Origin of the sequence: Candidatus Thiodiazotropha sp. LNASS1 (assembly GCF_964212655.1) — a bacterium.
In the GTDB taxonomy this organism is placed as follows: domain Bacteria; phylum Pseudomonadota; class Gammaproteobacteria; order Chromatiales; family Chromatiaceae; genus Thiodiazotropha.
Genome location: NZ_OZ156465.1, coordinates 1,221,948 through 1,246,153 on the forward strand (window position 1 = coordinate 1,221,948; position 24,206 = coordinate 1,246,153).

27 protein-coding genes and 1 tRNA gene are annotated in these 24,206 nt (G+C 51.7%); 10 read left to right on the forward strand and 18 right to left on the reverse strand.

All coding sequences use genetic code 11. The features are described 5' to 3' along the window. Together AB8516_RS05265 and AB8516_RS05270 are read right to left on the reverse strand one after the other, a co-directional pair. A complete protein-coding gene (locus tag AB8516_RS05265; protein WP_369158752.1) occupies positions 1-1,392 on the reverse strand; it encodes a sodium:proline symporter in 1,392 nt (463 codons plus the stop codon). A 233-nt stretch (positions 1,393-1,625) separates the two neighbouring features. Beyond that, entirely contained in the window at positions 1,626-1,847 is a 222-nt protein-coding gene (locus AB8516_RS05270) for a hypothetical protein (protein ID WP_369158754.1), read from the reverse strand. 119 nt (positions 1,848-1,966) lie between these two features. On the opposite strand from AB8516_RS05270, the gene AB8516_RS05275 reads away from it, so the two are divergent. Then, complete coding sequence (locus AB8516_RS05275; protein WP_369158756.1) at positions 1,967-2,461, forward strand: SprT-like domain-containing protein; 495 nt, start codon at positions 1,967-1,969, stop codon at positions 2,459-2,461. Between the two features lie 50 nt (positions 2,462-2,511). On the opposite strand, the gene AB8516_RS05280 is transcribed toward AB8516_RS05275, so the two are convergent. After that, positions 2,512-2,784, reverse strand: a complete 273-nt coding sequence (locus tag AB8516_RS05280) for a GIY-YIG nuclease family protein (protein ID WP_369158758.1) — start codon at positions 2,782-2,784, stop codon at positions 2,512-2,514. Between the two features lie 280 nt (positions 2,785-3,064). On the opposite strand from AB8516_RS05280, the gene soxX reads away from it, so the two are divergent. The 4 genes from soxX to AB8516_RS05300 are packed head-to-tail and all read left to right on the forward strand — an operon-like array spanning position 3,065 to position 5,413. Beyond that, positions 3,065-3,436: a sulfur oxidation c-type cytochrome SoxX gene (gene soxX, locus AB8516_RS05285; protein WP_069126175.1), complete on the forward strand. Its 372-nt coding sequence runs from the start codon at positions 3,065-3,067 to the stop codon at positions 3,434-3,436. Between the two features lie 53 nt (positions 3,437-3,489). Further along, complete coding sequence (soxA, locus tag AB8516_RS05290) at positions 3,490-4,329, forward strand: sulfur oxidation c-type cytochrome SoxA (protein ID WP_369158760.1); 840 nt, start codon at positions 3,490-3,492, stop codon at positions 4,327-4,329. 54 nt (positions 4,330-4,383) lie between these two features. Beyond that, complete coding sequence (locus tag AB8516_RS05295; protein WP_069126184.1) at positions 4,384-4,716, forward strand: SoxXA-binding protein; 333 nt, start codon at positions 4,384-4,386, stop codon at positions 4,714-4,716. A gap of 25 nt (positions 4,717-4,741) precedes the next feature. After that, positions 4,742-5,413, forward strand: a complete 672-nt coding sequence (locus AB8516_RS05300; protein ID WP_369158762.1) for a rhodanese-like domain-containing protein — start codon at positions 4,742-4,744, stop codon at positions 5,411-5,413. A gap of 301 nt (positions 5,414-5,714) precedes the next feature. Here the strand turns inward: AB8516_RS05300 and AB8516_RS05305 are convergent. The 9 genes from AB8516_RS05305 to thrS form a co-directional block, all read right to left on the reverse strand. Then, positions 5,715-5,791: transfer RNA gene (locus AB8516_RS05305), tRNA-Pro, on the reverse strand. A gap of 53 nt (positions 5,792-5,844) precedes the next feature. Next, positions 5,845-6,204, reverse strand: coding sequence for a MerR family transcriptional regulator (locus AB8516_RS05310; protein WP_069126187.1), 360 nt, complete (start codon positions 6,202-6,204; stop codon positions 5,845-5,847). Then, on the reverse strand, positions 6,182-6,484 hold the full coding sequence (gene ihfA / locus AB8516_RS05315; RefSeq protein ID WP_069126189.1) for an integration host factor subunit alpha: 303 nt from the start codon (positions 6,482-6,484) through the stop codon (positions 6,182-6,184). The genes AB8516_RS05310 and ihfA overlap by 23 nt, the downstream gene beginning before the upstream one ends. 11 nt (positions 6,485-6,495) lie before the next feature. Beyond that, positions 6,496-8,874 (reverse strand): phenylalanine--tRNA ligase subunit beta, encoded by a 2,379-nt coding sequence (gene pheT, locus AB8516_RS05320; RefSeq protein WP_369158765.1) that lies wholly within the window; start codon positions 8,872-8,874, stop codon positions 6,496-6,498. A 15-nt stretch (positions 8,875-8,889) separates the two neighbouring features. Beyond that, positions 8,890-9,918, reverse strand: a complete 1,029-nt coding sequence (gene pheS, locus AB8516_RS05325; protein ID WP_369158767.1) for a phenylalanine--tRNA ligase subunit alpha — start codon at positions 9,916-9,918, stop codon at positions 8,890-8,892. 249 nt (positions 9,919-10,167) lie between these two features. Beyond that, positions 10,168-10,527: a 50S ribosomal protein L20 gene (rplT, locus tag AB8516_RS05330; RefSeq protein WP_069126198.1), complete on the reverse strand. Its 360-nt coding sequence runs from the start codon at positions 10,525-10,527 to the stop codon at positions 10,168-10,170. 22 nt (positions 10,528-10,549) lie between these two features. Further along, positions 10,550-10,747, reverse strand: coding sequence for a 50S ribosomal protein L35 (rpmI, locus tag AB8516_RS05335; protein ID WP_069126201.1), 198 nt, complete (start codon positions 10,745-10,747; stop codon positions 10,550-10,552). 45 nt (positions 10,748-10,792) lie between these two features. Beyond that, positions 10,793-11,311: a translation initiation factor IF-3 gene (gene infC, locus AB8516_RS05340; RefSeq protein WP_369163236.1), complete on the reverse strand. Its 519-nt coding sequence runs from the start codon at positions 11,309-11,311 to the stop codon at positions 10,793-10,795. A 67-nt stretch (positions 11,312-11,378) separates the two neighbouring features. Continuing rightward, entirely contained in the window at positions 11,379-13,295 is a 1,917-nt protein-coding gene (thrS, locus tag AB8516_RS05345) for a threonine--tRNA ligase (protein WP_369158770.1), read from the reverse strand. A gap of 846 nt (positions 13,296-14,141) precedes the next feature. Between thrS and AB8516_RS05350 the strand changes: the two genes are divergently transcribed. Continuing rightward, positions 14,142-14,765: a class I SAM-dependent methyltransferase gene (locus tag AB8516_RS05350; protein WP_069126207.1), complete on the forward strand. Its 624-nt coding sequence runs from the start codon at positions 14,142-14,144 to the stop codon at positions 14,763-14,765. 1 nt (position 14,766) lies between these two features. Continuing rightward, positions 14,767-15,624 carry an SDR family oxidoreductase gene (locus tag AB8516_RS05355; protein ID WP_369158772.1) on the forward strand — a complete coding sequence of 286 codons (858 nt, stop codon included), beginning with the start codon at positions 14,767-14,769 and terminating at the stop codon, positions 15,622-15,624. Positions 15,625-15,658: 34 nt separating this feature from the next. On the opposite strand, the gene AB8516_RS05360 is transcribed toward AB8516_RS05355, so the two are convergent. Further along, positions 15,659-16,606: an IS110 family transposase gene (locus AB8516_RS05360; protein WP_369158774.1), complete on the reverse strand. Its 948-nt coding sequence runs from the start codon at positions 16,604-16,606 to the stop codon at positions 15,659-15,661. Positions 16,607-17,164: 558 nt separating this feature from the next. Here AB8516_RS05360 and AB8516_RS05365 point away from each other — a divergent pair. Both AB8516_RS05365 and AB8516_RS05370 read left to right on the forward strand, forming a co-directional pair. Beyond that, positions 17,165-18,342 (forward strand): IS3 family transposase gene (locus AB8516_RS05365; protein ID WP_369157505.1). Its coding sequence is split into 2 segments (ribosomal slippage): positions 17,165-17,420 and positions 17,420-18,342, totalling 1,179 coding nucleotides; the frame shifts between segments, so codons are not numbered across the junction. Positions 18,343-18,554: 212 nt separating this feature from the next. Beyond that, entirely contained in the window at positions 18,555-19,157 is a 603-nt protein-coding gene (locus tag AB8516_RS05370; protein ID WP_369158776.1) for a hypothetical protein, read from the forward strand. A gap of 293 nt (positions 19,158-19,450) precedes the next feature. Here the strand turns inward: AB8516_RS05370 and AB8516_RS05375 are convergent, their stop codons facing one another. Together AB8516_RS05375 and AB8516_RS05380 are read right to left on the reverse strand one after the other, a co-directional pair. After that, the gene (locus AB8516_RS05375; RefSeq protein WP_069126215.1) at positions 19,451-19,720 is read right to left on the reverse strand and encodes a helix-turn-helix domain-containing protein; all 270 of its coding nucleotides are present in this window, start codon (positions 19,718-19,720) and stop codon (positions 19,451-19,453) included. Continuing rightward, entirely contained in the window at positions 19,713-19,910 is a 198-nt protein-coding gene (locus tag AB8516_RS05380) for a type II toxin-antitoxin system RelE/ParE family toxin (RefSeq protein ID WP_369158778.1), read from the reverse strand. Before AB8516_RS05380 ends, AB8516_RS05375 begins: the two co-directional genes overlap by 8 nt. Positions 19,911-20,251: 341 nt before the next feature. Here AB8516_RS05380 and AB8516_RS05385 point away from each other — a divergent pair, with 341 nt between their 5' ends. After that, positions 20,252-21,238, forward strand: a complete 987-nt coding sequence (locus tag AB8516_RS05385; protein ID WP_369158780.1) for an IS110 family transposase — start codon at positions 20,252-20,254, stop codon at positions 21,236-21,238. A 30-nt stretch (positions 21,239-21,268) separates the two neighbouring features. Here AB8516_RS05385 and AB8516_RS05390 read toward each other — a convergent pair whose 3' ends face one another. Genes AB8516_RS05390 through AB8516_RS05400 form a run of 3 tightly spaced genes read right to left on the reverse strand, consistent with a single transcriptional unit; the run spans position 21,269 to position 24,169 of the window. Then, complete coding sequence (locus AB8516_RS05390) at positions 21,269-22,051, reverse strand: metal ABC transporter permease (protein WP_369158782.1); 783 nt, start codon at positions 22,049-22,051, stop codon at positions 21,269-21,271. Beyond that, complete coding sequence (locus AB8516_RS05395; RefSeq protein WP_369158784.1) at positions 22,048-22,956, reverse strand: metal ABC transporter solute-binding protein, Zn/Mn family; 909 nt, start codon at positions 22,954-22,956, stop codon at positions 22,048-22,050. The genes AB8516_RS05390 and AB8516_RS05395 overlap by 4 nt, the downstream gene beginning before the upstream one ends. 10 nt (positions 22,957-22,966) lie before the next feature. Next, entirely contained in the window at positions 22,967-24,169 is a 1,203-nt protein-coding gene (locus tag AB8516_RS05400; protein WP_369158786.1) for a hypothetical protein, read from the reverse strand. Positions 24,170-24,206: the final 37 nt, after the last annotated feature.

Here is a 24,206-nt window from a genome sequence, read left to right on the forward strand (position 1 = left end):
TCAATACTCGGTGGCATTGGCCGGATAGTCGGCCAGCGTATCTGCCTGTCTGTTGCCCAACCAGAACATCAGACAGCCCAGGGTCAATACCGTCAGGGAGATAAACAGCAGCTTGGTGTATTTATGCCACTCCCCCAACCACTGGCTGTAACCTGTCGATTCGGTGAAATAGAGGGCAGCCCCGCTAATCGCCAGGGTAAAACTACCCAGATAACTCCACAGGGGTATGCGATCACGATCACCCCACAATGAAAAGAAGATCACCGGCGCAAGATACATGGAGGCGGTGCCGCTAACCGCCACCGCACTGAACAGATCCTTGTTTCCGGTAAATACCAAAAGCAATCCCGCCAGCATGAAGAGCGCCATTACCAAGCGGCCGTTGTTCAAGCTGGGCCTAAGGAGCCGCATATCAACCACCACCAACTTGGCTGAACTCGACAGGGTGCTATCGAGGGTCGACATGGCTGAAATCACCAAGGTCGCGTTAAACAGCAACATGGGCAGGTCGCCCAGCAGCCGAGTCAGCACCTCGGTCATCGCTTCACCGCTCGCTGCCTGGGCACCCGCCAATACACCCAGACTGCCAAACAGCAGAATACAAATGATACTGATCCAGGCAGCATGCAGAAAACTCCTTCGAGTTGTCTGGCGATCGGCAAGAAACCCCCGGTCCATCATCACCGGATCATGCATGGGATAACTCCAGATCTGGAGCAAGGCAACCAGCATCAATACCGGACCCGGTTGATCGAACTGGAACGGTATGAACAGAATGTTCTGCAAGGTGAGGTGTCCTCCGCCCATCACCAGGGTGATCAGAATACCCAGAATCAAAATGAAGATCAGCATCTGGAACAGATCGGTCCTGAGTGACGCATGCAGACCGCCCAGCATGGAATAGAGCAATGTCACGGCTGCCAGGCCGATTACCGCCAGCGCATAGGAGCCACTCCCGGCGGCGCCGAAGAGTATGCCAATCACCAGCAAGTTGGCGAATACCTCACTGCTCAGACGGATCCCGATCACCAGGTTGTAGCAGCGAGTCCCCCAATCCCCGAAACGGTCGTATAAAAATCCCTGAATACTGGTATAACCCTTACGAAAGCGCAGATCGTCGATAATCAGGCCGCCGGTGAGAAACGACAGATAATAAAAGACGTAGGCAAGGGTACCCCACAGCCCATAGTAAAAACCCAGTATCGCGGCATTCATCAAGGATCGCGCGAAGATCCATGTTGTCACTTGGGAAAAGGTCAAGGTCAACAGGCCCGGTACCCCGCCAGCCGGTGAAAGACCCTGAAAAAAAGTACCGCCATTATCAGCTTTCGGAGTGATGATGATAGATACCGTTGCCACAACGGCAATCAATACAGGCAGTACGTATTCCATTTAAGCTCCCGTTGAAATCGTCTCGAATCAGTAATTCCGGCTTGGAAGTGTATTCAGTTATTTATGAATAAAACAGAGACTGATCTTATGTCTACGTCCATAGGATTAATATGGATTCAAAGCAGTCGTTGATACTTGATCCTAAAATCCGTTTCCTGTTAAAGCCGTTTTTATTGGCGAGTTTTCAGGCGCGATAGTGGCAACATGCAATCATGCAATCATGCAATCAGGCCCTAGTGTTCTGATGTCAGATCACCACTCCCAGCTTCCACTACGGCACGCTTCGATCTCCTTGCCTGTTGCGTTGTCTTAATTGCCATAACACCCAGCGGCCCGACAATGTTGGCAGAGAGACTGGGAAAGGCGCTGATGACAGAGACCAGCAATGAAGCCTGATAGGGAATTGCCTGGCGTGTTGGCGCGTCTGCGGCTCTCAAGCTGAAGAAGCCATACATCTTATGTGATAGGCTCTGCCTCTGAATCCAGGGGCATTCACCCCTCTTCAGTCATTAACCTTTCCCCTGTTGGATACGCTGATTCCTGTATCTTTTGGGGTAATTTGGAATACGCCTCAATGCAGAGCGATCAACTGCAATCTCTTGTGAGAAAGAAAACCGGAGAACTGCTGCGGACCGGCTGCCGACATTTCGACCTCGGCATCGAGTATCCCGAGGTCCGGTTTGACCTGATTGGCAAGACCGCCGGCATGGTGCTGTTTCCGGCAAAGAGCCGCAGCATCATTCGTTACAACTTGCCACTGCTCACGAGATACCGGGAGGCGTTCATCGAAGCCACTGTACCCCACGAGGTCTCACACCTGATCGCCCACGCATTGCATGGGCCACGAATCAAACCCCATGGCACAGAGTGGAAAAAGATCATGAAGCTGTTCCACGCTTCACCGAAACGCTGTCATAATTTCGATACGGAACAGGCGGGGGGAAAGAAGCTACGCTATTTCGATTACCGTTGCGACTGCCGGGACCATCGCTTGAGCGCCATTCGTCACAACAGGCTCATACAAGGCACCATCTACCTCTGTAGACATTGTGGTTCTCAGTTAAGATGAACTCAAATCTGACTTACCACAGGATTGATGTCAGATCGACACCTCTCCTTTCAAAATGTTGCCGCTTCGATTATTTTTCTTTTCTGCGCCCGACTCATTCGCTTAATCTGGCATTCGCGGCGCAGTGCATCGCCATGACATCTCATCCCCTCCACAAAGACAAGTTCAACCGGGGTGCGTCCTCGGGTATATTTAGCACCAGTGCCGCTGTTGTGCTGCGCCACGCGTTTCTCAAGATCCTTGGCGATGCCCGTATAGAGGGATCGATCAGAGCATTGCAGTATGTAGACATACCAGGATTGAGGGTCATTCCTCTGCGTCATCGGATGAAATTGGGCCCGTTAGGAGTGGTAATTGCATTCATATTATACAAAAAACCTGTTTTTCCACAGGTGATACCGGGGTAAACCACAACCTTTTTCACCATTTTCTGGACTTTACACGGCATTGTTATAAAGATAACAATGCTCAATGCCTAAAAAACGTCCTAAAGAGGCACAGGCAATCAAGCGACTTGTTGTACCATACTTACACGAGATATCAGGCATTACCGCCTAAATAACAACAGGTTAGAACCACATTCACCCCCATCTGGAGGATACGATGATTGGTAATACCAAAAAGTGGATAGGAATGGCCGGCGCGATCAGCGTCCTAGCCGGTCAGTTTCTGGTCTCCCCTGCAATCTTCGCCGAAGGAGGCAATGCTGTCGCGGAGGGAAAGAAGATTTCATTTGACAGAAAAAAAGGGAATTGCCTCGCATGCCATAATATTATTGGCGCGCCTTCACCGGGTAACATCGCACCCGCACTGGTCGCAATGAAATCCCGCTTTCCGAAAAAGGAAGATCTGCGCATGCAGATTTGGGATGCAACCATCAAGAATCCCGAATCAGCCATGCCCCCTTTCGGCAAACACGGAATCCTCTCCGAAGCTGATTTCGAAAAAGTCGTCGAGTACATCTGGACACTCTGAGTGTTTCCGCGATTTTTACTCCAGACAGCAACTCCTTTGAGGATTGAAAGATCATGAAACAACTATTTCGTCAATTAACCGCGATGGTTATAAGCTGTTGCTTTATCGCTGCAGCACAGGCAACAACCCCTGAGGAGGACCTTAAGGCCTTCCAGAAATTTTATGAAAAACGTTTTCCCAATGTAGAGACTGCCGACTACATCAATGGCGCCTATGCTATCGATCCGGTGGGCCGGGAAAACTGGGAGGCCATCGAAGAATTTCCACCCTATGAGCCATTCATCGATGAAGGCCAGGCCATATGGGAAAAACCTTTTGCCAACGGCAAGACTTTCAAGGACTGCTTTCCGGATGGTCCTGCCCTTGGCGGCAAGTACCCGCGCTGGGACAAGGAAAAAAGCATGGTCATGACCCTGCCTTTGGCACTCAACAACTGTCTCGAGGCTAACGGTGAGAAGCCCATGAAATATAAGAAGGGGCCAATCAATGATCTCCTCTCCTATATCGCATTTGAATCGCGTGGTCAGATCACCAATGTGGAGATTCCCACTGATGATCCCGGCGCCCTTGCGGCCTATGAGGCAGGTAAGAAGTTCTACTATACCCGTCGCGGTCAGCTCAATTTCGCCTGCGCTCACTGCCATCTGCAGAACGCCGGCATGATTCTGCGAACAGAGATCCTCAGCCCCGCGCTCGGGCACACCACTCACTTCCCCGTCTATCGTTCCAAATGGGGTACCGTAGGCACACTGCATCGTCGTTTCACTGGCTGTAACAAGCAGGTCCGTGCAAAGCCTTTCAAAGCCCATGGTGAAGAGTATCGCAATCTCGAATACTTCCTTACCTACATGAGCAACGGACTGCCGTTAAACGGACCTGGCGCCAGAAAATAGCAACCGCAATCAGCTAACTGCTAAAAAAAGATTTACGCGATCGGAGTAAAAACGATGCACAAAAAATCAGTTCTCTTTTCAAGTTTGCTGGTCTGGATATTAGGTTCAGGCCTTGCAACCACATCGATGGCGGATGAAGCCTCTGCCGAAAAAGTAAAACAATTGATTGAAGCCGCGGATGAAGCCAGAAAACAGGCCGCCAGTGTTAACGGTGAATGGCGTGACACGGGTAAAATGATCAAGAAGGCAAAGGAATTGTTGAAGAAAGGTGATTTTGTGGCAGCCGCCAAGCTTGCCAACAAGGCCGCCAAACAGGGACACTTGGGTTATGAACAGGCAATGTCCCAGAAAGATCTGAAAATGCCCTCTTACCTACACTACGAATAATGGCTAACGCCTGGAGGAAGACATAATGAAGTTTGTCAAAGCACTCATGCTTACCGCACTTGTCAGTGGCGTTGCATTCTCGTCCCAACTACTTGCGGCCGATGGCAATCAGATCACTCCCGGTCTGCAATCCGTTGAAGTGACACATAGCGGCGAAAAGGTGATCATCACACGAGCGTCCGACAAAGGGGCGAAAATCCCGGGTACATTCGCCAAGGTTTCCCGTCACTGCCCTCCTTTCTGTATCCAACCCGCGACCGTTGCCGCCGGTGTGGAAACAGTTGGCGAACTGGAGGTTCTCGGTTACCTGAAGAGAATCGGTGACGGTGACCGTAAGGTTCTGGTCATCGATTCGCGTACTCCCGACTGGATTATCCGCGGTACTATTCCCGGGTCGGTCAACATCCCCTGGAATAAGATCAACGTGGATCTTCAAGGCACCTTTGAAGTCGCTGCAGAAGCGGAAGGCGTACATGACATATTGGTCAATCAACTTGGGGTTCAAGAGATCAACGGCAGTCTAGACTTCCGCAACGCCAAGACCCTGGTGATGTTCTGTAACGGCAGCTGGTGCCCGCAGTCGTCCACCAATATCAAAACCCTGATCAAGCTGGGATACCCTACCTATAAACTAAAGTGGTATCGCGGCGGTATGCAGGATTGGGTCAGCCTGGGACTTACAACCGTCAATAAATAGACCTGTTGTTTTGTCAATCTAGGTAATAAGGCTGCCGCAAGGCAGCCTTTTTTTATGCAAGCCGCAAATGGACGCGAATCACCGCAATTTATCGCTAATGGTATGAGGATGTGAATGGTTGCTGCTCAATACTCTGCGAAATTTCGTCGAAATCAATTTGTGTATATTTGCGGTGATTCGCGTTCATTCGCAGTTAAGAAACAATGGCGTCCTGATAGTGGATTGATGTTGATCGCTCACCCCAAACCGGGAGCGGAAGAGCAAAAAAAAGGGCTACCTGAGACAGGTAACCCTAATTATTTGGTCCGGGCGGGGTGATTCGAACACCCGACCCCTACAACCCCATTGTAGTGCGCTACCAGACTGCGCTACGCCCGGAAAGAGCGGCAATACTAGGCAGTTAATCGGCCTATGTCAATCTGAGATGGGCTTTATCTTTTAAGGATTTGCAGAACTTCTTCGAGTTCACTACGTAACTGCTTGACGATCTGCTGGCTCTGCTGCAGATCCTCCTTCGCTGTATCACCGGAGAGCTGCTGTCGCGCACCACCGATGGTAAACCCCTGCTCATACAGGAGACTGCGAATCTGCCTGATCATAAGCACATCATGGCGTTGATAGTAACGTCTGTTGCCGCGCCGCTTGACAGGTTTCAGTTGTGGGAACTCCTGTTCCCAGTAACGCAGTACATGGGGTTTCACCTGACAGAGGTCACTGACCTCACCAATGGTAAAATACCTTTTACCCGGAATTGCGGGTAGATCTAGATTACTGCTGCTCGGATCCAGCATAGGCTTCCACTCGTGCCTTTAATTTTTGACCGGGTCTGAAAGTAACCACTCTACGTGCGGAGATGGGGATCTCCTTTCCGGTTTTGGGATTACGCCCGGGTCGTTGTTTTTTCTCACGCAGATCGAAGTTTCCGAATCCGGAAAGTTTGACCTGTCCCCCTCTTTCAAGAGATTGTCGGATCTCCTCGAAGAACATCTCCACCATCTCTTTGGCCTCACGTTTGTTCAGACCAAGCTCATCGAAGAGCCTGGCGGCCATGTCTGCTTTTGTTAATGCCATCTCCGTCTACCCTACTCTCTAAGATTTGCACCTAAATCATCGCCCAGACGGCTTAACACCGTAGCGACCACATCATCAACTTCTTTATCAGTAAGGGTGTGTGATTTTTCCTGTAAAATCAATCCCAATGCGAGACTTTTTCGTCCCGAATCTATGTTTTCCCCAGTATAGACATCAAATAACAGTATGTCTGTAATTATTTTGCCGGATACGTCACGAATGAGATTCCTAATTGACTCGAAAGTGACAGATTTGTCGACAACAATGGCGATATCCCGTCTGATCGAGGGATATTTGGAGAGACTTTCAAAGGCCGGGAGCCTTCCTTGCGCCAGATTATCCAGTTTGATCTCGAATACAAAGGTTGCGCCATTGAGATCGAGCTGTTTCTCGATCTCAGGATGTAACATCCCAATCATGCCCACTTTTTCACCCAATATGGCAATTTCAGCGGTCTGGCCTGGGTGAAGCGCCGCATGTTCGGCTGCTGAAAAACTGATCCCATCCTGCTGTCCGGTGAGTGAAACAAGCGCCTCGATATCCGCTTTGACGTCATAGAAATCGCTACGCCGGCTCTCGCCTCCCCACTGCTCCGGGATAGCGTCTCCCGAGACCAGGCCACCCAACACGCGTTCCTGCCTTATTTCGCCATCCTGCCGGTAGAAACAGAGCCCGGTTTCAAAGATTCGCACCCGCTGCTGCTGCCGTGACTGGTTATAACGCGCCGTTTGCAACAAACCAGGCCAGGTTGACGTGCGCATCACCGACATCTCGGCAGAGATCGGATTGGCCAGACGGATGCCGCTCTTTTGCGGATCGACCAGGGCTTCAATCTCGGGGCTGACAAAGCTGTAGGTAATCACCTCCTGGTAGTCGCGACCGACCAACAGCAGCTTTGCCCGGTGCAGATCGAAATCGACTTCGGGCCGGTCATGCATCTCCATTGCGGAGAGTCCGCGATTGGTCGGGATGCGCGCATAACCGTAGATACGCCCAATCTCTTCAATCAGGTCCTCCTCGATGGCGATATCGAAACGGCAGCTGGGGGCCTTCACCCGCCATCCCTGATCCGTCTTCTCTAGTCCCATTTCAAGACGGGCAAGGATGTCGCTCACTTCGTTGGCTGCTATCTCGACTCCCAGAACCTTATTGACCCGCTGGGCTCTCAGCTCGATAAGTGGGCGCTGCTCGATCTGCTCCTCGTTCGCCACTTCCACCACCGGTCCAGGTTTGCCACCGGCAATTTCGAGCAGCAGTTCGGTCGCACGCTCCATGGCCTTGGCCTGAAGTTGCGGATCGACACCGCGCTCAAAGCGATGGGATGAATCCGTATGCAGGCCATAGCTTCGGGCCTTGCCGCTGACGGCTATAGGGGCGAAGAAAGCACTTTCCAACAGGATATGACGGGTCGTATCACACACTGCAGAGTCATCCCCCCCCATAATCCCTGCCAACGCCACCGGCTGTTGCGCATCAGCGATCACCAGCGTCTGCTCATCCAGTTCGATCTCCTGACCACCGATCAGAACCAGTTTTTCACCCTGTTCCGCCATGCGGACGCGGATTTTCCCGTCTATCCGTTCCAGGTCAAATCCGTGCATCGGCTGGCCCAGTTCAAGCAGCACATAGTTGGTGACATCCACCACGGGCCCCAGGCTCCGGATATCGCTGCGGCGCAGTCGTTCCTGCATCCACAGGGGGGTCTCAGCATTGACATCCACATCACGCACAACACGGCAGAGATACCGGGGACAGGCGGCATCCGCTTCCAGATCGACTGCGACCCGATCATCGATAGCCGGTGTAACCACCTGCATGACGGGGGGCGTCACCGGGCATCGATTGATCACACCAACCTCCCTGGCAATCCCTGCCATACCGAGACAATCACCCCGGTCAGGCGTCAGATCGACATCGATGGCGCTATCCTCAAGCTGCAGAAAGCGCCTGAAATCCTCGCCGACAGGCGCATCGGCGGGTAACGGCATAATCCCATCGGAACTATCGGCCAGACCCAACTCACTGGCGGAACAGATCATACCGAACGACGCCACACCGCGTAGTTTCGCTTTCTTGATCTTGAAATCGCCAGGCAACAGTGCCCCGACGGTCGCGACAGGCACGCGCATGCCCGCTGCCACATTTTTTGCGCCACAGACAATTTGCAGCGGCTCGCCCTCTCCCACATTCACCGCGCAAACACTGAGCTTGTCCGCATCGGGATGTTGATCGCGACTGAGCACCTCACCGACAACCACACCGTTGAATTCGGCGGCCACAGGTTCAACAGAATCGACCTCCAGTCCCGCCATACTTAATTGATCGGCTAACTCCTGAGTGCTTACCGAAGGATCGACCCACTCGCGCAACCATGCTTCACTGAATTTCATGACGCTCTATTCACCCTATGCAAACTGTTTCAGAAAGCGCAGATCGTTTTCAAAGAACAACCGCAGATCGTTGACGCCGTAACGCAACATGGTCATCCGCTCGACGCCCATGCCGAAGGCGTAACCGGTATAGGTTTCACTGTCGATACCAACATGCCTGAACACTTCAGGATGAATCATGCCGCAGCCCAATACCTCTATCCATCCGGTTTGGCCACACACCCGGCACCCATCACCGCCACACATCACACACTCGATATCGACCTCCGCGGACGGCTCTGTAAAGGGGAAATAGGAGGGACGAAAACGTAATTTCAGCTCGCGCTCGAAAAAGCTGCTGAAGAAATCGTAGAGTACGCCTTTAAGATCCGCGAAAGAGACATCCCGGTCAACCAGAAAGCCCTCCACCTGATGAAACATCGGTGTATGGGTAAGGTCCGAATCACAACGGTAGACCCGTCCCGGAGCGATGATTTTCAGCGGTGGCTCACCCTTCTCCATGGTGCGAATCTGCACCGGAGAGGTATGGGTGCGCAACAACAGGTGGGCATCGAAATAGAAGGTGTCATGCATCGCACGCGCTGGATGGTGCGCCGGGATATTCAAGGCTTCGAAGTTGTGGTAGTCATCCTCTATCTCAGGTCCCTCCACCGTTTCGAAACCCGCATGCTCGAATAACCGCTCCATACGCTCCAATGTGCGCGAAACCGGGTGCAGGCCACCCCGTTGCACGCCACGGCCGGGCAGTGTGACATCGATCTTCTCATCGGCAAGCCGTTTACTGAGCGCCTCGCTCTCCAACTCGATCTTGCGGGACTCGATGGCCTGCTGCAGCGCCTGCTTGGCCTTGTTGATCGCCTGTCCCGCCTGTGGCCGCTGCTCGGGGGGCAGTGCGCCGAGTTTTTTCAGCTGCGATGTCAACTGACCGTTCTTACCCAGGTAGCTGACACGTACCTCATCCAGCAGAGAAAGGCTGTCAGCACCCGCAATCGCAGTCTCAGCCGCCTCGACAAGCGTATCTATATCCAGCGTGGAATCATCCATCTAATAACCTCAAACGAATAATTGTTTTAAGTTTTGAGTTATGAGTTTTTAGTTTCTGCACTCGCTACACTCGCAATGCTATTTTGGTAACTTAAAACCAAAAACTCATAACCCACAAACTATCAAGGTGACCTCGCACTAAACACTCATCCATTCATGTTAGCGATAAAAAAAGGGAAAAGCCCCAAGGCCTTTCCCTTTTCTGTGTTCACAATCAGGCCGGATTCAACCCGGCCTCACGACATGCACTTAGCTGGAAAGAGCGGCCTTGGCCTGTTCTGCCAGCACACTAAATGCCGTTTTGTCGTTAACAGCCAGATCGGCAAGCATCTTACGGTCGACCTCGATATTGGCCATGTGCAAACCGTTGATCATGCGGCTGTAGGAGAGACCGTTTTCACGCGCGCCGGCATTGATGCGGGCAATCCAGAGTGCGCGAAACTGGCGCTTTTTCTGGCGACGGTCACGGTAAGCATATTGGCCTGCCTTGATGACCGCCTGTTTGGCGACACGGTAAACCTTGCTCCGGGCTCCATAATAGCCTTTCGCCTCATCAAGCACCTTTTTATGGCGGGTGCGTGCTTGTACACCACGTTTTACTCTTGACATTGTTCAGATCCGATTCGTTAACTTAGGCGTATGGCAGCATGCGACGGGCGATAGCCACATCGGATTTTGCGATGGCATTGGGGGCACGCAACTGGCGTTTCCGCTTGGTGCTCTTCTTGGTCAGGATATGACGCCGATGGGAGCAGTTGCGTTTGAATGAACCGGATGAGGTGCGTTTAAACCGCTTGGCCGCACCCCGATTTGTCTTAATCTTAGGCATTGTCTTTAAACTCCGCTATTTGTGACGCTCATCGGCGTCAGAAAGTTACTTTTTCTTAGGACCCAGCACCATCACCATCTGGCGGCCCTCCATGATGGGTTTCTGTTCGATTTGGCCGTAATCGGACAAATCCCGTTCAACCCGTTCAAGAAGTTCCAAACCCAACTCGCGGTGAGCATGCTCACGACCGCGGAAACGCATGGTTACCTTGGTCTTGTCCCCATCTTCAAGGAAACGTATCAGGTTGCGCAGTTTTACCTGATAATCCCCTTCGCCTGTCCCTGGCCTGAATTTGATCTCTTTGATGTGTACCTGTTTCTGCTTCTTTTTGGCGGCCTGCTTCTGCTTCTTCAGTTCAAAAAGAAACTTGCCATAGTCCATGACGCGGCAAACGGGGGGCTCCCCATTCGGCACGATCTCCACCAAATCCAGTGCAGCCTCTTGAGCGGCTTGTTGAGCCTGTTCTATAGAGACAACACCTACCTGTTCACCATCAGCTCCTATGAGTCTTACCTCAACAGCTGTTATGTCATCATTAAGACGGTGCTTTTTTACAGCAGCGATAACCGGTTCCTCCAAAAAGTCCAAACCCGAAAAGTAGAAAAGCACCGGATTGACCGGTGCTTTACACTCAGCTCACACGTTGTGTAACTTCAGATTTCATACGATCGATAAAAGCTTCGATTGGCATAGCGCCAAGATCTTCACCCCCTCGCGTACGAACAGCTACCGTACCCTCTTCCATCTCCCGATCACCGATGACCAGCAGATAGGGCACGCGCATCAACGTGTGCTCGCGGATTTTAAAGCCAATTTTCTCATTTCTCAAGTCCGATTCGACTCGAAAACCGTTATCATGCAAGGATTTGTGGCATTTTTTCACATATTCGCCCTGCCGATCGGTGATATTCATCAAAACCGCCTGCACCGGCGCGAGCCAGAGCGGCAGCGCGCCGGCATAGTGTTCGATCAGGATTCCGATGAAACGCTCCAGCGATCCGAGGATCGCCCGATGCAGCATCACAGGCACCTTTTTACTGTTGTCTTCAGCGATATAACTGGCCCCAAGACGCTCAGGCATGGAGAAATCGAGCTGGATAGTACCCAACTGCCAGATCCGGCCGAGGCAGTCACGCAGGGAGAACTCGATCTTCGGCCCATAGAAGGCGCCCTCCCCCGGATGCAGCTCCCAATCCAGCCCCTGTTGGTTCAACGCCTCTTCAAGTGCTTTCTCAGCTTTATCCCATACTTCATCTGATCCAACACGTTTTTCAGGGCGGGTAGACAGTATCACCAAAACCTCATCGAAACCGAAATCCTTGTAGACATCCAGCAGCAGATCATTGAAGGCCTGCACTTCACCGAGTATCTGTTCTTCGCTACAGAAGATATGCGCGTCATCCTGTACGAAGTTACGCACCCGCATCAGGCCATGCAGGGTACCCGAAGGCTCGTTGCGATGGCAGGAACCGAACTCCGCCAGCCGAAGGGGCAGATCCCGGTAGCTCTTCAGACCGTGGTTGTAGATCTGAATATGCGCCGGACAGTTCATCGGTTTGATGGCGTAGGTCCGGTCATCGGTCTCGGTAGTGAAGATATCGTCGCGAAACTTCTCCCAATGGCCCGATTTCTCCCACAGGGTACGGTCGATCACCTGGGGTGTATGCACCTCCTGGTAACCGTGATCATTCAACTTATCGCGGATATATTGCTGAATCACGAGGTAGATGCGCCAGCCTTTGTCGTGCCAGAAAGCCATGCCGGGGGCCTCTTCCTGGGTGTGGAAGAGATCCTGGGCCTTGCCAATCTTGCGGTGATCCCGCTTCTCCGCCTCTTCCAGGCGGTGCAGATAGGTCTTCAGCTCCTTTTTGTCGCGCCAGGCGGTGCCGTAGATGCGCTGTAACATCTCGTTGTTGGAATCGCCCCGCCAATAGGCGCCCGCCACCTTCATCAGTTTGAATCCCTTGCCCAACATTCCTGTACTGGGCAGATGGGGTCCACGGCAGACATCGAACCAGTCACCCTGGCGGTAGACCGAAACCTCCTCGCCTTCCGGGATGAACTCCTTGATGATCTCCACCTTATATTTCTCACCGATGGAATCGAATGTCCGCATCGCCTCTTCCCTGTCCCACACCTCCCGCTGCAGCGGCAGATTGCGCTTGACGATCTCGTGCATGCGCTGTTCGATCTTCTTCAGATCGTCCGGGGTGAAGGCCTCATCGCGGGCAAAATCATAATAGAATCCATCCTCAATGGCAGGACCGATGGTAACCTGGGTACCGGGATAGAGTTCCTGTACCGCCTGCGCCATGGCATGGGCGGCGTCGTGCCGGATCAGTTCCAGCGCCTCATCGTCACGACTGGTGACGATGGCAACTTCGCAATCCTTCTCGACAAGAAAAGAGGTATCGACCAGGCGTCCGTCGACCCGACCGGCCAGGGCGGCCTTGGCGAGTCCGGGACCGATATCCGCGGCGATCTCATAGACTGTCAGCGCTTGATCGAATTCACGTTGGGAACCATCGGGGAGCGAGATAACGGGCATATTACTTCCTCATCAGTGGTGGCCCATACGAGAGGCCACTTGAAAATTAAAAAAGCCGGCGCCTTGGGGCCGGCCCTATGATGTCAGACAATCCAAATGGACGGATTGTGCAGTTCGGCACTGCCCATCACCAGGCCATTCGATTCATATCCATGTTAGTTATTATGAAATCAAAGGCTTATCGGGCAATGCCTATTGCAGGCGAAGTCTAATACAGTCCCACGCGGCAAGTCAAAGCCAGGATACCGGCGGAGAGGACCCCGTCATACTGTCACCATTCCCAACGATTGACAGCCTACCCATCCTGCAAACCGCTTCACTCTTTAATATATGCCCTACGTAGGATATAGCCCACCACACCAAACACCCTGTAAAAGCAGAAACTACTTCCTAATCACCAACACATCAAGAAAACAGTTAAATTTCTGATTCATCCTCGATACCATGTCATCGATGCGCTCTTTCTCCTTTTATTCTCCCAGACTAAAAGCATCAACCTACTAGTCAACAACCAATTTACGAAAAATCCGGAGATAGCAGGCAAGTTGCCCGATCCCTACAAGCAGGATGCTTTGGTCATATATATAAAGCCTTGACAGAGGACTGGCAACCGCATGGGAAAAAGAGTAATTATAAGAACCAACAGGGAGGTTTCTTCGAATCCAACACCTCCCCTTACTGCAACTTGCAGGCAAATTGCAGGATTATTTTCGTGCAGTTTTTATTGGCTGGTTATAAGGCATGTTGCCTGTTGAATACAGAAATAGGTGGGATAGGAGGTAAGTTGCCTTCTACTTTAATGTTATGCACATTACCTTAAGCGGAGGCTAGTAGTAGATAGAAAACATGACTGAGGATTACTGGGGCAGATTTTCCGAAACCTACGACCGGAATCAGGAGTACGTTGTAGGGAGGGAACTCCTCGACGAGATCACCGGCGAGTTGAATCAACTTGCGGAACTGGGTGAAGTAGTGGAGTTCGGTTGCGGTACAGGATACTTCACGGTAGCAATTACCGAGAAGAGTACGAGCGTCCTGGCCACGGACCTCTCGGACAATCTTCTGGAGGCAGCAAAGACTCGTTTGCGGGACCATCCGGAAGTCACAGTTCAGAAAGAGGATTGCCTGGAAACATCGCTTATGCCTGAGTCATGCAACAGCGTCTTCATGGCCAATCTGGTTCACGTGCTCGCGACCCCTGCCAAGGCGCTTGAGGAAAGCAGTCGGATTCTTAGGAGCGGGGGACGGATTGTGATTGTGACATTCACAGGTCACGGTATGAGTCTGTGGCAGAAGATCAAGATGGGCGTGAGGTTCGCCAAGACCTGGGGGAAACCCCCTCCAAACATTCGTTCTTTCTCCCCGGAGGACGTTGAATCTATGCTTCAGGAGACAGGCTTCGTCGTCGAGCAGTCGAAGCTCATTGGCAATCGAACAAAGGCTCTTTTCGTCGTGGGCAGAAAGGGCTGATATGAAAAGAATTTTATTGGCAGGATCAACGGGGTACTTGGGAGTCTATATTGCAAAGGAACTTCAACAACGATCCTGCTTTTTTAAGGCTATTGCTCGAAACCCAGAAAAACTTGAGCAAAATGATATTAAAGCCAATGAAATGCTTAAGGCTAAACTGACTGATCCAGATTCCATCAAAGAGTGCTGTAAAGGTATCGATATTGTTATTTCAACTGTTGGTATCACAAAACAAAAAGATGGTCTCACCTATATGGATGTAGATTATCAAGCCAATATGAATTTGCTGAAAGAGGCCAAAAAAAGTGGAGTTAAGAAATTTATTTATATTTCAGTCCTAAATGGTGAAAAGCTACGAAATTTAAAAATCTGCGACGCAAAAGAGCTGTTTGTAGAGCAGTTGAAACAGTCAGGGATGAATTATTGTATTGTTCGTCCAAATGGATTTTTCTCTGATATGTCAGAATTTTTTAAAATGGCAAAAAAAGGAAGAATATATCTTTTCGGAAAAGGAAAGTTTAAAGCGAATCCTATACATGGAGAAGATTTGGCATCTTTTTGCGTAGATGCTATCGATAAACCTGATACAGAAGTTGAAATAGGTGGCCCCGAAACTCTCACTCAAAATGAGATTGCATCGATAGCCTTTGAGGTTTTGGGTAATAAACCGAAAATAACTCATATTCCAGATTGGATAAGGATTGCTATCCTCAAACTGGTCAGGTCACTTACTGGAAGCAAGGTTTATGGACCAGTTGAATTTTTCATGACAGTCATGGCAATGGATATGCTTGCCCCTGAATATGGTAAGCACAATTTAAAAGAATATTTTACTAAGTTGAATAGCGCAAATGCATAACAAGCGACTGTGGCGTCAACCCTGCGATTAAACATCAGTAAGCCCAAGCAACTTGATCCCTTACCATGGCATTCAACATGGTAACAAACTTACGCATACATGCCGTCAAAGCAACCTTCTTATGCTTGCCTTGATCAACGAGTTGTCGGTAAAAAGCCCGTATGACTGGATTGCATTGAGTGGCGCTCAATGTGGCCATATAAAGTGTTGTGCGAACGCCAGCTCTACCGCCTTTGATGCGCCGCTTACCACGTGACATTCCGCTATCTCGGTTTATCGGTGCAACACCGACCAGGGCAGCAACCTGTTTGTTGTTCAGTGAGCCTAACTCGGGGAGATCAGCCAATAGTGTATAGGCCAGTGTATCGCCGACACCCGGTGCCGACAGTAAGATGGATTTACGCTCTGCCCACTCAGCCTGTCTCTCGACTAACTGGTTGAGTTTTTTCTCGATCGAGCAGATTTCCGCATCGAGACATCGCAAGATACGGCGGCAGGAGGTCTCAAAGGCCTTACCCATGATTTGTAGACGATTGAGTTCCTGGGTGCGCATCTCCATCACTTGTCTCCGGCGAGTTAATAAGTCTTTGATCGTACGAAGATTGCGGCTGACTTTGGGCGTAGGTTCCGGCTGAATGATGGCCGCATATTCGGCGATGACGCGGGCATCGATCTTGTCGGTTTTGGCCAATTGTTCTACCACACCAGCATAGCGACGAATCGACATGGGTTTGACGATACAAACCGGCAGGGACTTTTGGTAGGCAGCCGCTGCTAAAGCTAGCTGATATCGCCCTGTAGCCTCCATGACGAGTCGTTTAACCCGATAGTGGGCGAGGCGTTTGAGTATCCTACTGACACCCTCTGGGGTATTCTTATCCTGCCAGTGGATATCTTTCTCATAAATGTGAACGTCCAGCATCCATTTCCCCACATCGACCCCCACATTGACGGTGGATTTTCTCTTTTTAAGGTTTGTCATCTTTGCTCTACCTTGCTAAATTCGGGCTTGAAGCCCATTCGACTGTTCGAGATAAATCGGGTCGGTTCAGTGCCCCCGCTTGTTAACGGTCTGTGAGACCCTGGCATCATCGGGCTACTGAACCGGTAACTTGCTGCTACAAGTTACGGGCTTCACTTTACTCCTCTCTTAGGGATCTGGTCATATGAAGGGAATTAAACCATACAAGCAAATTAAGCGCACACTGCGTTCACTGGACGCGCTACGCGCGCCGCTTATTCAAAACGTTCGGCAGCACATATGTCAGGAGAGCAGAGAAATTGACAACATCTCGCCGAATATGGTGGCGTAATTGTGCCCTGCAGGCTGATTCGGAAATCATCTCCATCGATGGAATGGAGGACCGTCTTGCACCCATTGGCGCGAACGTATCGAAGATTCGAGAACTCATTTCCAGTCTCGAACTGTGCCATCACAAGGCCGATCGATGGGTCTACAACATTGTGTGTAGTGGTATAGTTATTTTGGCCACCTGATTATGGGTGATATTATCACCCCAGATGATAAATAGGTGATCAAATGACAAAAACACGCAGGAGATTCAGCCCGGAATTCAAACTTGAAGCGGCCCAACTGGTTGTCGACCAGCAGTACTCAATCAGAGCGGCCTGCGAAGCGATGGGGGTCAGTAAATCTTCATTGGAAAATTGGGTACGTCAGCTGCGGCAGGAGCGACTAGGCAAAACACCCAAAGCATCAGCAATGACACCCGATCAACGCCGCATACAAGAGCTCGAAAAACGGCTACGACAGGTGGAGACGGAGAAAGAAATCCTAAAAAAGGCTACCGCTCTCTTGATGTCGGACTCGTTGAACAATTCACGCTAATTCAGCGTTTACATCGAGAGAGCTATCCAGTGAAGCAGCTATGTTGCGTGTTCGGTGTACACCGTAGCAGCTATCGGGCATGGCGGGATCGCCCGAAGCGGTTGTCAGAAACAGAGTGGCGGCTACGCGAGCATGTGAAGTCTGCCTATGAATTAAGCAATGGCTCAGCCGGCGCCAGGACGATTGCGAGCATGGTGACAGCACAGGGTTGCCCGTTAAGCCGTTATCGTGCGACACGCCGTATGCAGGCGCTGGGCCTGGTGAGTAGCCAGCAACCCAAACACCGCTACAAGAGAGCCGAGCAGCCGCATACCAATATACCAAACCGGCTGGATCGACAGTTTGATGTGGTTGCACCCAATAAAGTCTGGGCGGGCGATATTACCTATATTTGGACTGGGCGACGTTGGGCATATCTGGCCATTGTGTTGGATTTATTTGCGCGACAGCCGGTGGGATGGGCATTATCGTTGAACCCAGATAGCGCGTTGACTAAAAAAGCTCTGACAATGGCCTATGAGTCTCGTGGTGAACCAAAAGGCGTGATGTTTCATTCTGATCAAGGTTGCCAATACACTAGTCTACCGTTTCGTCAGCAGCTATGGCGTTATCAAATGGTACAGAGCATGAGTCGACGTGGTAACTGCTGGGACAACAGTCCCGTGGAACGATTTATCAGAAGCTTGAAAACCGAATGGATGCCTGAGATCGGCTATCGCACTTTTGAGGAAGCGAAGCACCATATCACGGAGTATATTATTGGATACTATAGCCAGTTTAGGCCACATACTCACAATGATGGATTGGCACCCAGGGTAGTTGAGCAACAGTACTGGAATGCACAGAAAACCGTGGCCAAAAATACTTGACCACTACAGTGGAGGCGATCGGTACAGGAGAGACAGCAAAAGGGTTAGGTTCCCGATTACGCGGTCAACAGCACACCAGTGAAACGGTGTGGCAAAATGTCTGTGCCGCCCTTTCAGTGTGGTGTGCAGGATCCCCGAGTACAAAGGTTGATTTGCCCATTGGCGCCATCCCGGCGGCTCAACTCCTTGCTTGCCTTGGGGAGCGTTCTCCGTTGAAAGAGTGGCAAGTACAAAGGGTGATTGAGAAAATCCGCAGTCTGATCCATTGGCCGCAGTCTTGTGAAGATCCAGCAGTACAGTACACGTGGATCCTCATGAGCGTTGGCGAGTATGAATTCTCTTACCTTAACCAGTGCCCGGAACAGTATAAGGAACACGAAGATTACTGGCGGATGACAGTTCACACCATGATTCATGACACTGAAAATGGTGACGAGGCCGACCTTTCATTGGCCCTCGCCATCGACATGCTTTGGCCATGTCACTGGCGGTTTGTGGAGAATCTCCGAATTGTTCTTAACGCGATTGGCGGGAAGCTCAATCCAGAGAAGCCATTTGCAGCCTGTGGCAGGAACATAACCTTGTTACCGATTCGCCGCCGGATGGAGATTATTTCCAATACCCTAAAGGTCTTTTATAGTGCCGCGGATTCGGACCGTGAAGTGGATAGAGACTTACTGGCGCTGCTTGGTAAACCTACGGCAGTAAAGAAATGGCTTGCCGCCTCTCTGGACAAGACGATAAGGCTTCAACTGAACCCGCCGGCCGATCTTAGAGCGATTTCTGCCTTGTCCGGGCCTGAGTGGATAAAATAAAAAAAATCGGGTCAGAGAACAATATTCGCTAATATTAAACAAACTCTCCGATCCTATTTTCTCTTAATCTATAGCCTATCCCTGACCTCTTACACATTAAATACCCTATCTCATGTAAGACAAATCGATTGAAAAAGTCCTTGAATAGCCTAATAGAGAATCTTTTTTTATGTCGACATCAGTGGATACACAGACGCACTTCAATGCGATGGCATATTTCATATTCCGTGCCCGTGTTTCGATCGCCAACCCGCGAGACAAATTGTGTTGATGTGCACCAATTTGCACAGGGCTTAGGCAACCTTTAGTTTTACATCACTGCCAATCGCAGCCAGCATATTTACAAGCGCATCAAGGCTAAATTTCGACAGTTTTCCGCGGAACAAATCAGAAACACGGGGTTGAGTAATCCCAAGACGTTCAGCCGCTTCCTTCTGAGTCCACCCTTTAGCCTCAACTTTGCGTCTGATTTCATGAATCATGTCAGCGCGCAGACGCATATTCAGAGCTTCTGCCGGGGTATCGGCTATTGCATCAAATGCACTTTCATATTTCTTAGCCATGATTATCTTTAAGCTTCTTTAATCGTTTTTTTGCGAGATCAATATCTGCTTTACGAGTCTTTTGCGTTTTTTTCTGGAAAGCATGTAGTACGTGAATCGCATCTTCCAGTTTGGCGATATAAATTACTCGATAAGCACCTGTAGTTTCTTTTACTCGAATCTCCTTAACACCTTTGCCAATGGAAGCCATTGGCTTCCTTTCCATGATCGAAAGTATATCAGATTTTATATAATATACAAATTTTTATATATTCACCGTCCTACCTGGAATGGTGTGTCTTTGGCCCTGAGTTTGGTAGTCTTTCCATTTCTCCCATTCCTTTTACGGTGCGGCAAGCCGCACCCTTGTATCTCTTCTGATGAATTGTTTAGCTAGCAATTCATCACACGGTGATAAGACCTGCACCGCACCCTGAGACCACGAGTCTGTTTTGTAGATACAGGCTATCACCGATTCTCTATAAACTGAATGGTATCGGAGTCCCTCCGGCATTACGGAGAGAGGCTGCATGAACAAGGTGAGTGAAGAGAATGAAAGCGATAATTGGCATTGATGTGAGTAAAAATAAGCTGGATTGTCTGTGGTTACGCAGTATCGAACCACGCAAGGTCAAGTCGAAGGTCTTTCCTAATACACCAGCCGGCCATGACCACCTACTCGATTGGTCACAAAAACAGACTGGTCAGCCACTGAGTGGGTTACGCTTTGTCATGGAGGCGACTGGCATCTACCACGAGCGTCTAGCCTACGGTCTGCATGAGCAAGGTGGTGAAGTCGCGGTGCTTAACCCGGCCCAGGTGAGAGATTACGCCAAGGGTATCGCGGTGCACACCAAGACCGACAGAAAGGACTCGCTGGTGTTAGCCTTGTATGGCGCCAAAGAACCCCTGCATCTGTGGAGACCGGAACCGGCAGAGATACGTAAACTCAAAGAGTTACTGTCACGGCTGGAGGCATTGCAAGGCGATATCCAGCGTGAACGCAACCGCCTGGAGAAGGCCTTGTCAGGGATCAGTCATCTAGAGGTTGGGCACTCCATCTCGACCGTGCTCAAAGGCCTGGAGCAAGAACAAAAGCGTCTGGAAGCGATGATCGATGAGCATATCGACACCCACCCCCAGCTGAAAAACGACCAGCAGCTGCTAGAAAGTATCCCAGGCATTGGCCGGACCCTCAGTCGAATCATGATGAGTGTCTACTGTGCCCGGGATTTTGAGCATGCTAGTCAAATGGCCGCCTATCTGGGAGTGGTGCCCATCGAGCATCAATCCGGATCCAGCATCAACAAGCGACCACGACTGTCGAAAGCAGGCAGCGCGAGGATCAGGGCCAAACTCTACATGCCTGCTATCGTGGCCAGTCTACACAACCCGACGGCCAAGGCCTTATACGAGCGGTTGCTCGCGAGAGGAAAATGCAAAATGTCCGCATTAGGAGCCGTTATGCGCAAATTAGTACATCTGTGCTTTGGGGTACTCAAGCACCAGCAAGATTACTCCCCACAAGCCGCTTTATAGCTACTTGTGGGAGTAAGGGAGAGATGGTATCTACTGTGTCTGACTCAATTTGTGGTTTGAGGGCTTGTGTCGCATCAGCCAACTGCCGATGAGCGACACCATCGCCAGGGTGTAGACGATCATCGCCCCGGCCGGCATATCGAGTAGCGCGGCCATAACCAAACCCAAAGCGTAACCCGCTGCCGCGACAGCGTAACCGATCAGATCGGCGCCCGATTCCCGCTGCCTTACTGCCAGTGCGGGAAGAATGAGTGTGGCGAAAACCAGAAAAACACCCACCAGTTGCACTGAGGCGGTGATCGCGACCGCGAACAACAGGTAGAAAAGCAGCAAGGAGCGATGTCGTAAGGGAGAGAACCAAATTACGAGTAATACACTATAGAGCAGCGCCACTGGAATGATCTGCTGGTAATTCACCCAAAGTATCTGGCCGACCAAAAGCTCCCTCAAGTGTTCCCCGCCATGGGGATTGGCCGCCAACAGCAGCACGCTGCCGCTGGAGGCGAGGATGAAGAGGCAACCGATCAACGCCTCCTGAATCTCGGGCCAGCGACGCTCGGTGAGGTTGAGCAGCAAGGCCGCACATACTGCAGCCCCGACGGCGACAAGCTGCACCTGCCACCCGCCGGGCTCCCAATGCAGCGTGTGGGCCACCACGATCCCCATACCAGCCGTCTGCGCCACCGCCAGATCGAGAAAGATGATCCCCCGTTTCAGCACCTGTCGTCCCAGGGGAACGTGGGTGGAAGCCACCAGCAGGCCGGCCAGGAAGGCCGGCCCCAGGATATCGATATCGAGCCCGTCCCAGCTCATGGCACAGTCTCAAGCAGACGCTGCAAGGTCTCGTCGAACAGGGTGAACAGATCGACCACGTTCTCGGCGCCGCCCACGGTATAGGGGAGTTCGACAGCCGGTATGCCGGTGAGCTGTGATAAACGCCGGGCTGCCTTCGGGCTTTGGTAATGGGTGTGAATAATGGCGAGTGGCGGCTCGGCCAGCAGCGCTTTTTTCAGTTTCGCAAGATGGCCCGAAGATGCCGGTAAGCCGGGTTTCGGTTCCAGCGATCCCGCTCTTACGATACCCAGCCAGTCGAAGAGATATTCCCAATCCTGATGGTGAACCACCAGGCGCTTGCCCCGCAGAGGCTGTGCGCGTTCTTGCCACCGCATCGTCGCCTCATCCCAGCGCAGGATAAAACTCGCCAGCCGTTCACGATAGTGCTCGGCATTCGATGAATCGAGACTTGCCAGGCGTTCACCCAAGGCCGTTGCGATCGTCTTCAACCTGCGCGGATCCAGGTGGACATGGGGATTGCCGGATGCATGGACATCGCCCATCGAACGGTCGATCCTGTCGGGAATCCCCAGGCGCTCGACCTGATCCGCCGCTGCGAAATAACCCGCCTGACCCGGCATGACCTTGCGATTGCCGGCCTGGCGCTGCAGCATCGGCAACCAACCGATCTCCAATTCCGCACCGCTGCAGACCAGCAGGTCGGCACGCCGTACCTTGGCGATCAAACTGGGTCTCGCTTCGATACGATGGGGATCCTGATGGGCGGTGGTTGCGGAAACCACCGCCACCCGGTCGCCACCCAAAGCCCGGGTAAGGGACGCCCATTCCGGTTCACAGGCGAAAACGCTCAGGGCCGCCGCGGATGACTCCGCGATGCCCATGACCAATATCAAAAGCAGAAAGCGACGATAGTAGTGCATCATGTCAGGACTCCTAAAAACGGTGCGCCCCATGGGGTCCGAGGCTCATCACAAACTGCAGCATCAGGATGTCGTCGGAGTCCTCATAGGAGTCGTCCCTGGCGTACTGCAACCTGAGCCTGCTGAACTCGCTGTGGGAGTAGTCGCCCATCAGGGTTATGCGTTCGGGTTTGTGGCCCTCATTGTCAAGTCCCGCTTCAGCCAGGACCTCCTCGTCAGACCCCTTGTTGTCCGATTCGAGCCGATCGTAACGCAAGCCCACGCGCCAACGGGGCATGAACTGGTAGATCCCCTGCAGATACCACCCTTCCTGTTCCCCATCGTAGGTGGTCGATTCCGGTGAATCCGATCCATCGTCCATGATGACATCGCCATCCTCGTCACGCATGAAATACTCGCCTTGAAGTTTGAAATTGCGTTGACTGGCATTCCCCAAGGGGGCCCATTTCCAAACAAAATCGATGCCTGTGACCTCGCTGTCTCCGCTGTAGGTGGGCACCTCTTCCGCTTCGCCCTCGTGGTGGTGACCACCGGACGTCCGGTCTTCCACCTCGGCCCGCCAATGGGAGAGGCCAAGTTGCCAGGCATGACTCTCCCCGATGTCACCGCCGATCTTGGCGAAGAGAGTGCCGGCCCCCTTGCCATCATTGCTCGCACCGCCCGCGGGGAAACGTTCACCACGCAGCAACTCGCCACCGAGTTGCAGATAGATATCGGTCGGGGCCACCCAACTGACTTGAATACCATCATCGATAAGCTGTTCACCAAACAGACCCCGGTAGATCAGCGGTGCGTCCACAAAATCCCAGGCATGTCCATGCTGTTGATTCAGATAGCCGATCGCTGAAAAGAAGCGGCCGGCCTTGATATTCACGCCGTTGCCCAGGGCCGCTGTCTCAATGAACGCCTCTTCCAGTTCCACCTCTGTGTCACCTTCATGATCGGCAATCGCAGCGGTTAATTTGCCGTAGAACAGATCATCCACATTGGCGCTGATGGCAAGCTCGTTATGGCCAAGGTGGAATCCCTCTTCCCCGCGGCCAGCTTCACCACCCAGCATAAAACCGGGCAGCTCATAGTCGGATTCATTATCGAAAGCACCGAAACGCCCATCCAGGATCAGGCTGATTTCGGGATTGAATGGATTCTCTTCCGCTATCGCGGTGGAAGCGATTGCCAGCGATAGCGCTGACACGATTGAAATTCGTAAAGGCATGACGGTTCTCCAACACACACTGGTGTGTGCTGCTTAT